The 11,144-nt window shown below is 74.8% G+C and carries 9 protein-coding genes and 1 pseudogene; 9 read left to right on the top strand and 1 reads right to left on the bottom strand.

Annotation, left to right across the window (positions count from 1 at the left end; translation table 11 throughout):
- The 8 genes and pseudogenes from ABWI04_RS29905 to ABWI04_RS29870 form a co-directional block, all read left to right on the top strand.
- Positions 1-311, top strand: a pseudogene (locus tag ABWI04_RS29905) (hypothetical protein); the annotation flags it as partial.
- Entirely contained in the window at positions 308-2,695 is a 2,388-nt protein-coding gene (locus tag ABWI04_RS29900) for a serine/threonine-protein kinase (RefSeq protein WP_353834532.1), read from the top strand. The pseudogene ABWI04_RS29905 and the gene ABWI04_RS29900, both read left to right, overlap by 4 nt.
- On the top strand, positions 2,692-3,990 hold the full coding sequence (locus tag ABWI04_RS29895; protein ID WP_345175072.1) for a protein phosphatase 2C domain-containing protein: 1,299 nt from the start codon (positions 2,692-2,694) through the stop codon (positions 3,988-3,990). The genes ABWI04_RS29900 and ABWI04_RS29895 overlap by 4 nt, the downstream gene beginning before the upstream one ends.
- On the top strand, positions 3,987-5,315 hold the full coding sequence (locus tag ABWI04_RS29890) for a vWA domain-containing protein (RefSeq protein WP_353834531.1): 1,329 nt from the start codon (positions 3,987-3,989) through the stop codon (positions 5,313-5,315). The genes ABWI04_RS29895 and ABWI04_RS29890 overlap by 4 nt, the downstream gene beginning before the upstream one ends.
- Positions 5,316-5,317: 2 nt before the next feature.
- Positions 5,318-6,187, top strand: a complete 870-nt coding sequence (locus ABWI04_RS29885; RefSeq protein ID WP_353834530.1) for an FHA domain-containing protein — start codon at positions 5,318-5,320, stop codon at positions 6,185-6,187.
- Positions 6,184-7,695 (top strand): GlnX family signal transduction membrane protein, encoded by a 1,512-nt coding sequence (locus tag ABWI04_RS29880; protein ID WP_353834529.1) that lies wholly within the window; start codon positions 6,184-6,186, stop codon positions 7,693-7,695. The genes ABWI04_RS29885 and ABWI04_RS29880 overlap by 4 nt, the downstream gene beginning before the upstream one ends.
- Positions 7,692-8,531 carry a glutamate ABC transporter substrate-binding protein gene (locus tag ABWI04_RS29875; protein WP_502913184.1) on the top strand — a complete coding sequence of 280 codons (840 nt, stop codon included), beginning with the start codon at positions 7,692-7,694 and terminating at the stop codon, positions 8,529-8,531. Before ABWI04_RS29880 ends, ABWI04_RS29875 begins: the two co-directional genes overlap by 4 nt.
- A gap of 174 nt (positions 8,532-8,705) precedes the next feature.
- Positions 8,706-9,902 carry a hypothetical protein gene (locus ABWI04_RS29870; RefSeq protein WP_345175061.1) on the top strand — a complete coding sequence of 399 codons (1,197 nt, stop codon included), beginning with the start codon at positions 8,706-8,708 and terminating at the stop codon, positions 9,900-9,902.
- On the opposite strand, the gene ABWI04_RS29865 is transcribed toward ABWI04_RS29870, so the two are convergent.
- Positions 9,863-10,483 carry a hypothetical protein gene (locus ABWI04_RS29865; RefSeq protein ID WP_353834527.1) on the bottom strand — a complete coding sequence of 207 codons (621 nt, stop codon included), beginning with the start codon at positions 10,481-10,483 and terminating at the stop codon, positions 9,863-9,865. The genes ABWI04_RS29870 and ABWI04_RS29865 overlap by 40 nt on opposite strands.
- Before the next feature lie 135 nt (positions 10,484-10,618).
- Here ABWI04_RS29865 and ABWI04_RS29860 point away from each other — a divergent pair, with 135 nt between their 5' ends.
- The gene (locus ABWI04_RS29860; protein WP_345175058.1) at positions 10,619-11,137 is read left to right on the top strand and encodes a PH domain-containing protein; all 519 of its coding nucleotides are present in this window, start codon (positions 10,619-10,621) and stop codon (positions 11,135-11,137) included.
- The last annotated feature ends 7 nt before the right edge of the window (positions 11,138-11,144 follow it).

The raw sequence follows: 11,144 nt of genomic DNA, 5'->3' as shown, positions 1-11,144 counted from the left end.
GCTGGCGCGAGACCGCGCGGCGGGTCGCCGACCTGGAACGCGCCGCGGACGCGGCGCTGGCGCGGGCACGCGAGACCACCGGCCTGATCCGGGGCCTGCTGGACCGGCGCGAGGAGCTGCGCGGCCGCCTGCAGGCCTACCGGGCGAAGGCCGCGCGGCTCGGCCACGCCGAGGACGCCGAACTGGCCCGGTCCTACGAGCAGGCACGCGAGCTGCTGTGGACCTCTCCCTGCGATCTGCGGAAGGCCACCGTGGCCCTGAACGCGTACCAGCGGGCCGTCACCTCGCGAGCGAAGGGAGCGGACCGATGAGCCAGTGCGCGCAGCCAGGCTGCGGCGGGACGATCGCGGACGGCTACTGCGACGTCTGCGGCAACCCACCGGCGGCGCCCGCGCCCGCGCCGGCTCCGGCCGCCGCGCCGAGCGTCCCGGCCCCGCGCCCGCCCGCCGAGCGGCCCGACCAGTGCCACCAGGCCGGCTGCGCCGGCACGATCATGGACGGCTACTGCGACGTGTGCGGCTCACCGCCCGCGTACACCGCCCGCGTCCAGGCCGCCGCGAGCGCGTCCGGCGGCTCGGGCGCGTCGGCGGCCACGGGAGCGTCGGGCAGCACGGCGACCGGCAGCACCCGGACGGGCAGCACCCGCACCGGATCGGCCCGCTCCTCCGGCCGCCGCGGCATGCTCGGCGCCGGGCTCGTCGAGGTGCCGCGCGTCCCCTACCGGGACCCCTCCAGCGCGGTGATGAGCGACCCGCAGGTCGCGGAGGCCAAGCGGTACTGCAGCGGCTGCGGCGAGCCCGTCGGCCGCGGGCGCGGCGACCGCCCGGGCCGCACGGAGGGCTTCTGCCCCAAGTGCGGCGCCCGCTTCTCCTTCACCCCCAAGCTCGTCCCGGGCGACCTCGTCGGCGGCCAGTACAGCGTGCTCGGCTGCCTCGCCCACGGCGGGCTCGGCTGGATCTACCTGGCCCAGGACAAGAACGTCAGCGACCGCTGGGTGGTCCTGAAGGGCCTGCTCGACAGCGGCGACGCCGACGCGATGGCCGCGGCGGCGGCCGAGCGCGCGTTCCTCGCGGAGGTCGAGCACCCCAACATCGTCAAGATCTACAACTTCGTCCAGCACGGCGGCGACGGCTACATCGTCATGGAGTACGTGGGCGGGGAGTCGCTCAAGGACATCCTGCTGCGTCAGCCGCTGCCGGCCGGCCAGAAGCACCTGCCGCTCGCGCAGGCCATCGCCTACGGGCTGGAGGTGCTGCGGGCGTTCGAGTACCTGCACGCCCAGGGGCTCGTCTACTGCGACTTCAAGCCGGACAACGTGATCCAGTCCGAGGAGCAGCTCAGGCTGATCGACCTCGGCGGGGTACGGCGGCTGGACGACCCGGACGGCGCGATCTACGGCACGGTCGGCTACCAGGCCCCCGAGATCGCCGACGCGGGCCCCTCGGTGTCCTCCGACCTCTACACGGTCGGCCGGGCGCTCGCCGTGCTGAGCTTCCCGTTCAAGGGCTACACCCGGGGGTTCGCCGACTCGCTGCCGCCGCGCGAGGAGATACCCGTCCTCCAGCGGTTCGAGTCCTACGACCGGCTGCTGCGCCGCGCGACGCACCGGGAGCCGACCGCGCGCTTCCAGGACGCGGCGGAGATGGCCGAGCAGCTCACCGGCGTCCTGCGCGAGGTGCTGGCGGCCGAGGACGGCGTCCCGCGCCCCGCCCCGTCCGGGCTGTTCGGCCCGGAGCGGTTCACGACGCGGATGGCGGGCGAGGCGCGGGAGGAGGCGGCGCTGCCGCCCGTCCCGCCACCGGTCGCCGCGGCGGCGCTGCCAGTTCCGCTCGTGGACGGCGCCGACCCCGCGGCCGCGTTCGTGTCCGGGCTCGGCGCGCTGGAGCCCGCGCAGGCCGCCGAGGCGGCGGCGAACGCTCCCGAGAGCACGCCCGAGGTCAGGCTGGCGCTCGCCCGCGCCAGGATCGAGCTCGGCGCGGCCGACGAGGCCGACGAGCTGCTCGACGCGCTCGCCGCGGAGCGCCCCTCCGACTGGCGGGTGGGCTGGTACCGCGCGGTCGGGCTGCTCGCGCGGGGCCGGGTGGACGAGGCCGCGCCGCTGTTCGACCGGCTGTACGGGCTGCTGCCCGGCGAGGCCGCCCCCAAGCTGGCCCTCGCCTACTGCCGCGAGCGGTCGGCGCCGCACGACGCCGTCCGCCTGTACGAGACGGTGTGGCGCACCGACCCGAGCTACATCAACGCCGCCTTCGGCCTCGCCCGCGTGCATCTGGCGGCGGGCGACCGCCGCGCAGCCGTCGCCGCGCTCGACTCGGTGCCGAAGATCTCCATCCGGTACGTGCCCGCGCAGGTCGCGGCCGTCGTGACGGCGGTGCGCGACCGTCCCCCCGCCGAGCTGACGGCGGCCGAGCTGGTCGCCGCCGGCCACCGGCTCGCCGCCCTCGACCTGGACGCCGAGCGCCGCGACAGGCTCACCGCCGAGGTGCTGGAGGCCGCGCTCGGCTGGATCCTGGCGGGTCCCGGCACGGCGGCCGGGGCGCAGGGCGGCTCCCTGTTCGGCGCCGCGCTCGCCGAGGCCCCGCTGCGCCGCCTTCTGGAAGGGACATACCGGGAGCTGGCACGCCGCACCCGAGACAGGGACGAGTGCCGCCGGCTCGTCGACTCCGCCAACGCCGTACGCCCGAGGACGCTGCTGTGACCGACGACCACACCCGAGCCGACGACACCGCCGGTACCGAACCCCCCGGAACCGGCACGGCCGGGACGGACCAGGGGAAGGCGGCCGAGCTCGCCTGCCCCGCCTGCGGCGCCGTGGTGTTCGCCGAGGAGATCTTCTGCGAGGAGTGCGGGCACCGGCTCGCCGACGGCCCGCCCGCCGCGGCCACCGGGCGCGACGGCGCCACGATCAGGCAGGAGTCCGCGCCGTCCGCCCGGCGGGCGGACCGGGCGGGCCCGTGCCCCGGATGCGGCGGGACGGCGATCGACGCCGACGGCTACTGCGAGACGTGCGGCCTGCGCCAGCCGGCCGCACGCGACCACGTCGAGATCGAGCTGCCGGCCGCGTCCGGCGGCAACGGCACCCGCCCGGTCGTCGCGGCGGGCGCGAGCGACCGCGGCCGCCGCTACAGCCGCAACGAGGACGCGCTGGCCCTCGCCGCGCACCTGTCAGGCGTCGCGGCGGTCGTGTCCGACGGCGTCGGGTCCTCGCAGCGTCCCGACGAGGCCTCCCGCGCCGCGGCCGACACCGGCCTCGGCGAGCTGGTGGCGCGGCTCGACGCCGGGGAGGACGCTGAGGACGCCACCCGTCACGCGGCGCTGCGCGCGGCCGCCGCCGTCGCCGCGCTCGCCACCTCGCCGTCCGACGCGCCGTCGTGCACCTACGTGTCCGCGGTGACGCGCGGCCCGGCGGTCACGGTCGGCTGGATCGGGGACAGCCGCGCCTACTGGCTGGCCGCGGACGGCTCCGGCGGGTCCGGCGAGGACGCCGCGGCGGGGCCCGCGCCCGACGAGATCGACGGGGCCGAGGTCAGCACCGGCGACATGGCCGAGCTCGGCGCGTCCCGCCGGCTCACCGAGGACGACTCGTGGGCCGCGTTCATGGTCGCCGAGGGGTCGCTGACCGAGGCGGAGGCGGAGGCGCACCCGAACGCGCACGTCATCACCGCGTGGCTGGGCGCCGACGCCGGGCAGGTCAACCCGCACGTGGCGACGTTCCGGCCCGGCGGTCCCGGCACGCTGCTGGTGTGCAGCGACGGGCTCTGGAACTACTTCCCGGCCGCCGCCGACCTGGCGGCCCTGCTGTCCGGCCCCGGCGGCGAGTCGCCGGGCCCGGCGGCCGACCCGCTCGGCGCCGCGCGGACGCTGGTGAGCCGCGCGCTGGAGGCCGGCGGCCGCGACAACATCACCGTCGCCGTGATCCCGGTCCCCTCCCCCGGCGGCTCCGGCGGCCGCGTCCACGAGAGCATCCCCCAGAGCACGGAGGAGCCCCGATGAGGGAGCCGCAGTTCAGCATCACCGTCGACCAGAACAAGTACCTGCCCGAGGGCGGCCGCGAGGTGCACGCCATCGTGTCCGTCGAGGCGGACGCGGGCGAGGGCGCCCCCGTCCCGTCCTCGACCCGGGCGTCCGAGGTCGTCATCATCGACACCTCCGGCTCGATGTCCTTCCCCGAGACCAAGCTGCGCGCGGCGATCGCGGCCGCGCAGGTCGCGGTCGACACGCTGCGCGACGGCGTGGAGTTCGCCGTCGTCTCCGGTTCCAACACGGCCAAGATGGTCTTCCCCCGGCACCAGGGGACGGTCCCGGCGACGCCGGAGACCCGCGCGGAGGCCAAGCACGCGCTGAGCCTGCTGAGGGCGGCCGGCGGCACCGCGATCGGATCATGGCTGCGGCTGGCCGACGACCTCTTCGGCGGCCGCGACGGCATCCGGCACGCGATCCTGCTGACCGACGGCAAGAACCAGCACGAGACGGCGGAGGAGCTCGACGCGGCCCTCGCCCGCTGCGGCGGGCGCTTCGTCTGCGACTGCCGCGGCGTCGGCACCGACTGGGAGGTCGCCGAGCTGCGCAAGGTCGCCTCCGCGCTGCTCGGCGGCGTCGGCATGGTCGCCGACCCGGCCGGGCTGGTCGAGGACTTCCGCGCCATGACGGAGGCGGCGATGGGCAAGTCCGTCGCCGACGTCGCCCTGCGCGTGTGGACGCCGCAGACGGCGCGGCTCCGGTTCGTCAAGCAGGTCTCGCCGTCGGTGGAGGACCTCACCGGCAAGCGCGCGGAGTCGGCGCCGCAGGCCGGCGACTACCCGCTCGGCGCGTGGGGCGCCGAGAGCCGCGACTACCACATCTGCGTCGAGGTGCCGCCGGGCGAGGTCGGCAAGGAGCTGCGCGCCGCGTGGGTGAAGCTCGTCGTGCCGGGCGCGCCGGGCGAGGAGGCGCGCGTCGTCGCGACCGCGAACGTCCTCGCCGAGTGGACCGACGACGAGGCGAAGTCCACCCGCATCAACCCGCGGGTGGCGGGCTACACCGGGCAGGCGGAGCTGGCCGCGGCGATCCAGGAGGGCCTGCAGGCCCGCAAGGACGGCGACCTCGACACCGCGACGGCGCGGCTCGGCCGGGCCGTGGTGCTCGCGGGCGAGGCCGGCAACGACGAGATCACCGCGATGCTCCGCAAGGTGGTGGACGTCGTGGACGAGGCGAGCGGCACCGTCCGGCTGAAGCGCGACGTCAACAAGGCCGACGAGATGGAGCTCGACACGCGCTCCAGCAAGACGGTCCGGACCCGCAAGGACGAGACGGTGACCACCAGGAGGGGCGAGAGCTGACCATGGCGAGCTGCCCCAGCGGACACACCTCGCAGGCGCAGGACTACTGCGACGTCTGCGGCGAGCGCATCGAGGGCGCCCCCACCGGCGCGGCCCCCCTCCCGTCCGGCCCGCAGCCGTCGCCGGGCGGGACTCCGTGCCCCGACTGCGGGACGCCCAGCACCGACCGCTTCTGCGAGGCGTGCGGCTACGACTTCGCCATCGGCGGCGGCAGGCCCACGCCTGAGCCCGAGCCCGCGGCTCCGCCGGAGCCCGAACCCGCGGCTCCGCCGGAGCCCGAACCCGCGGTGCCCGTCCCGTCCGGACCGGGCACGGCGCAGCGCGGGCCGTCGGATCCGCGGCGTCCGCCCTCGCCTCCCGTGCCGGCCCCGCCCGTTCCGGCCCCTCCAGTGCCGGCGCCGCCCGTTCCCGCTCCCCCGGTCCCGGCGCCTCCCGTCCCCGCGCCGCCGGTGCCCGGAGCGGTGTGGACGGCGGTCGTGAGCGCCGACCGCGAGTACTACAGCACGGTCATCGCCGAAGAGGGCCCCGACTCGGCGTCCCTGGCGTTCCCCCCGTACGCGCCCGAGCGGCGGATCCCGCTCTCCGGGCAGCAGGTCCGCATCGGGCGGCGCAGCTCGTCGCAGCCGTCCCCGCCCGAGATCGACCTGCGCGAGCCGCCCGAGGACCCCGGCGTCTCCCACGTCCACGCGGTGCTGCTGGCGAAGCCCGACGGCACCTGGACGCTGGTCGACCCCGGCTCGACCAACCGCACCTGCGTGAACGGCTCCACCGACCCCATCCCGTACAACGTGGAGGTCCCGGTCTCCGAGGGCGACCGGATCCACTTGGGCGCCTGGACCACCATCACGCTCACCCGAGGCGAGGCGACATGACGGCCGTCCAGCAGTCCACGCCGGCGGGGCGACCGGCCCCCGCCGCGCAGCCGTCGCCGCCCGCCCGGGACGACGGCGCCACGCGCCCCGGGACGGGCGGCGAGGCCCCGTCCGGTCTCGCGCGACTGCTCCCCCGCACCGTCGCGTCCCGCGTCAGGACGCTGACCGCGCTGTCGCTCGTGCTGCTGGTGGCGCTGCTCGGCGTCGGCTGGGCGGCGATCGCGAACGCCCGCGAGGGCGTGCGCGTCATCGGGCACGACGCGGGCCCGCAGGTCGTCGCCACCGGCGACCTGTACTTCCAGCTCTCCGACATGGACGCGCAGCTCGCCGACGCGCTGCTGATCGGCGACGCGGCGGGCGGCGGACGCGAGCAGGCGCTCGCCCGCTACGACCAGAACCGCCGCAAGGCCGGCGACGCGCTGCTGAAGGCCGCGAAGCTCGCCGACGAGACGACCGAGAACAACACGGCCCGGGACCTGCTGGACGCGCTCGCCCGCTACGAGCGCCTCGCCGGGCAGGCCCTGCTGCTGGACCGGCAGTCCCCGCACGCGTCCGGGCCGCCGTCGCAGAAGGTCGTCGAGTTGTACCGGCAGGCGACCGACCTGATGAAGCTGGACCTGCTGCCGAAGGCCTACAACCTGACGCTCGACAACGGCACCCTCGTCCGGCACACCTACGAGGACAAGCGCTCGGCGGTCCTCCTCGGACGCACGGGCGTCCTCGCCACGGGCCTGGTCCTCCTGGCCGTCCTCCTCGGGTTCCAGCTCTACCTGGCCCGGCGGTTCCGGCGGCTGCTCAACGTGCCGCTCGCGCTGGCGACGCTCGGCACGCTCACCCTGGTCGCCGCCGGGGCCCTCATGCTCACCGGCCAGGCGAACCATCTGCGCCAGGCCAAGGAGGAGGGCTTCGACTCGATCCTCGGGCTCTCGCGGACGCGCGCCATCAGCAACAGCGCGAACGCCGACGAGACCCGGTTCCTGCTCGACCCCGGGCGGGCCGACGCCTACGAGCAGGTCTACCTGAGCAAGTCGCAGACCGTCCTGTACCTGAAGGCCGGCAACCTGACCCAGTACAACGCGGCCGTCCAGAAGGACCTGTCCTTCGAGCCCGGCCGCGCGAAGTTCCTCGGCTTCCTCGGAGCCGAGGCCGACCGGCCGGTCCAGTCGGCCCGGCAGAAGGCGCAGCTCACGGACGTCATGAACAGGGTGCTCGCCGACTACCAGAAGGTCCAGGCCAACGACCGCCGGATGCGCGACCTCGTCGACCGGGGACAGCGCGACGAGGCGGTCGCCGCCCGCGGCGCGGCCGCCGCCGACTTCACCCGGTACGACCGCTCCCTGCAGGCGCTGGTCGCCATCCACAGGAAGGCGTTCGACGAGGCCGTGAAGGACGGGGACGGAGGCACGAGCGGCTGGTACGCGGTGCTGCCCGCCGCGGGCGCCGTCATCGCCGCGCTCGTCCTCGCGGGCGTGCGCCCCCGCCTGGCCGAGTACCGGTGGTCGAAGTGAGGGCGCGGAGCATCGCGGCGGCGCTCCTCGCGGCCGCGGCCGTCCTCGGCGCGGGGACGGCGTGCGGGATCGCCGACGCCGGAGAGGACTCCGTCGCCGGAAAGGACGCGCTCGTCATCGGCGTCAACGGCGACCAGCCGGGACTCGGCGAACGCCAGGGCGACGGGTCGTTCACCGGATTCGACGTCGACATCGCCAAAGAGATCGCCCGGCGGATGGGCGTGGGCCCGGGCGACGTGACGTTCAAGCGGGTGACGTCGGCGACCCGCGAGAAAATGCTCCAGGACGGCGACGTCGACCTCGTGGTGGCCAGCTATTCCATCACGCCGGAACGCAAGGTGAAGGTGTCGTTCGCGGGTCCCTATTATGTGGCCCACCAGGACATTCTCGTCCGCAGATCCGAGGCCCGCGCCATCCGGAACATCGACGACCTGAAAGGGCGGCGGCTCTGCCGCGTGCCCGGGTCGGTGTCGTTCCCGCGCGTCCACGACGAGCAGGGCGTCGCCGCGCTCCCGGTCGAGGCGAGCGGGTACGCCGGCTGCCTCACCGCGCTCACAGGGGGCCGGCTCGACGCGGTCTCGACCGACGACCTGATCCTCGCGGGCCTCGCGGCGAAGGCGGCCGGCGGCGGTCTCACGCTCGTCAACGCCCCGTTCACCGACGAGCCCTACGGCGTCGGCATCAGGAAGGGCGACGTCGACGGCTGCGAGGCGGTCAACAAGGCGATCACGCGGATGTACCAGGACGGCACCGCGCCGCGGCTGCTGGACAAGTGGTTCCGCCCCGCCGGGTTGAAGGCCACCACCACCGTCCCGCAATTCGAGGGCTGCGTCTGAGAATTCGTCACCCAGCGCACGGAAGGCGTCACGGAATGGCACGGGAAGAACAGGTGAGACCGGCCGGTCATGGAGATCAGTCGGTTACGTAAGTTCCGGTCGGCGCGCGTGATCGTAAGTTATGGTCGCGATCAAAAGCCGTTCCGGTAATCACCGTCACGCCCGAGGAGTGCAATGACGACGGTCATCCTGGTGGTGATGTGCGTCGTGGTGGGGGCGCTCGAACTGTACGCGGGCAAGCAGAGCCGGGACCAGGCCCATGCCTTCACCCGCCGGATCGACGAACTGAACGACCAGGTGACCAAGCAGAACAACGTGCTGGTCACCGTCGGCGAGCAGCTCACCGCGGAGCTGTCGCGCGTCAAGCAGGACGTGCTGCCCGCGCTCGACACCCGGCTCCGGCAGAACACCGGGCAGGTGGAGGAGCTCGCGGGCCTCGTCCACCAGGCGGACGACTACCTGCGGACCCAGGCGGGCAGGCTGCACGAGCTGGAGCAGCAGCGCATCACCCTCGCCGCGCTGCGCCGCAAGCTCGGCGAGGTCGAGACGTCGGTGCGGGCCGCCACCGGGGCGGGCGGCGGGCCCGTGGAGGGCAAGGTCGAAGCGGCGCTCGACCGGCTCGCGGACCTGGAGCGCGGCGGTGAGGAGATCCTGGAACTGCAGCGCGCCCTCACCCGCACCCTGGAGGACGTCGAGGACGTCGTCGCCGAGCTGCTGCGGTTCACCGAGGGCGAGCTCGACGACACCGTCACGGCGGCGCTCACCGGACGCCCCCGCCCCCACGGCGACGCCGTCACCGCGACCGGGCGCCTGTGGACGCGCGACGAGGAGCTGGAGGACATCCTCGGCGACATGTACGAGCGGTGCGTGCGCGCCAGCCGGCTGGCCGTCCGGTTCCGCACGTCCGAGGGCTCGAACGGCACTCCCGGCTCACCGGAGCGCCGCCGCTACTTCCTGGGCGGGCACGCCAGCGAGGACCTGGCGGGCGTGTTCAGCGCCCTGCTCATCTCCGCGGGCGCCGGCGCCCGGTCCGGCAACGGCCTGTCCGTCGGCGAGGCCAGGCGGGGCCTCGCGCGGGTGGAGCCGGGCGTCCCGGCGGGGGTGGAGCCCGCGCGCGGGCCCGAGGACGAGGCGGCCCTCAAGTCGCTCCTGCGGACGCTGGCGGAGTGCTCGGGCGCCGTCGCGCAGATCGGCCCGCTCATGGCCGTCCGGACGCGCGACGAGCTGCTGTGCGCGGTGCTGACGGCCGCGCAGTCGCTGGAGCTGGAGAGCGACGAGGTGTTCTGGGACCCGGCCGCCGCGAGCGTCCGGCTGCGGCGGCTGCCGTCCCATCAGCTGTGGGACCTCACCGGCTGGGCCACCGCCCCGTAGGCCCGCACGGAACGTTCCGCGGGGCCGCCGATGCGCACGTAGAGGGGGCAGCGCAGGGCGCCGGTCCGCGGGTCGGCCTCGACGCACAGGCCGATCCCGGCGGCGCGGTCGAGGAACACCGCGTTCTCCACGGCCCGCGCCCCGCGCACCGCGTACGGGACGGAGTCGGCGTCGCCGGTGTCGACGAGCTCCTCGAACGTCAGCCTCCTCGCGAACCGCATCAGCACCGCGGCGTCGACGACGCGGCTCCCGATCGCCGCCGACGGGCCCGCGACGACGATCCCGAAGCTCGGGTCCTCCCGGCCCCGCACGTAGATCTCCCGGTCCGGCTCCAGGCCGCGGCGGCGGTCGGGGACCTGGACGCCGAAGCCGGCGTCGCCGTTCAGGTACGCGGGCGGCCCGAAACCCGCCGGCGGCGCCCCGTCCCGGACGCGCAGCGCGCCCGCGGGCATCTCCCAGCCGGGCAGATAGACGCCGAGACCCCTCAGCAGCAGCCGCCAGATCGGACGTCCGGTCACCTCGGGCGCGAAATCGCCGCCCGGCGGGCCGGGCTCCCGCGGATTCTCGGCGTCGCCGTCCATGACGACCATGATCGGCGAACGGATCCGCGTCCGACAAGGCCCCGAGCGGAGCCGTGGCCCTTACCGTGCGGCCCCTGCACCTCCGGTGCCGCGTCGGCTACGGTTGTCCCACCCGGATCATGACGAGGACACGCCGTGAATCTGCAGGACATGATGGTGCACCGCGACACCTCGTCGCGGACGGTCGACAAGTATCTGATGTCCTACGAGGGCCGTGTCATCGCGGTTCGGCGGCATCCGGCCGTCCTGCTGCTGCCGGTCGGGGTCGTCGTGGCCGGGCTCATCGCGTGCGGCGCGGCGAGCGCGGTCAGCGGGCAGGTCTGGATCTGGGGGCTGTGGCTGATCGCGGTCTGCTACCTGGCCTGGAAGGTGATCGCCTGGTCGGTCGACTTCTTCCTCGTCACCGAGCACCGGGTGATGGTCGTCAACGGCGTCCTCAACCGCAACGTCGCGATGATGCCGCTCGCCAAGGTCACCGACATCGCGCTGAACCGCTCGGTGCTCGGGCGGGTCTTCGGCTACGGCGAGTTCGTGATGGAGTCGGCGGGCCAGAAGCAGGCGCTGCGCAACGTCGGTTTCATGCCGTATCCGGAGCAGTTGTACCTGGAGGTCTCGTCGGTCATCTTCGGCACGGTCGAAGAGTCGCCGGACTGATCCCCGT

Origin of the sequence: Actinomadura sp. NPDC000929 (assembly GCF_040492065.1) — a bacterium.
GTDB classification, from domain to species: Bacteria; Actinomycetota; Actinomycetes; order Streptosporangiales; family Streptosporangiaceae; genus Spirillospora; species Spirillospora verrucosospora.
This window is presented reverse-complemented; position numbering and strand designations above follow the sequence as displayed.

Coding starts and splice junctions, on each gene's coding strand:
- ABWI04_RS29885 (WP_353834530.1), top strand. CDS start 5,318: ATGGCGAGCTGCCCCAGCGGACACACCTCGCAGGCGCAGGACTACTGC.
- ABWI04_RS29900 (WP_353834532.1), top strand. CDS start 308: ATGAGCCAGTGCGCGCAGCCAGGCTGCGGCGGGACGATCGCGGACGGC.
- ABWI04_RS29880 (WP_353834529.1), top strand. CDS start 6,184: ATGACGGCCGTCCAGCAGTCCACGCCGGCGGGGCGACCGGCCCCCGCC.
- ABWI04_RS29870 (WP_345175061.1), top strand. CDS start 8,706: ATGACGACGGTCATCCTGGTGGTGATGTGCGTCGTGGTGGGGGCGCTC.
- ABWI04_RS29865 (WP_353834527.1), bottom strand. CDS start 10,483: ATGGACGGCGACGCCGAGAATCCGCGGGAGCCCGGCCCGCCGGGCGGC.
- ABWI04_RS29890 (WP_353834531.1), top strand. CDS start 3,987: ATGAGGGAGCCGCAGTTCAGCATCACCGTCGACCAGAACAAGTACCTG.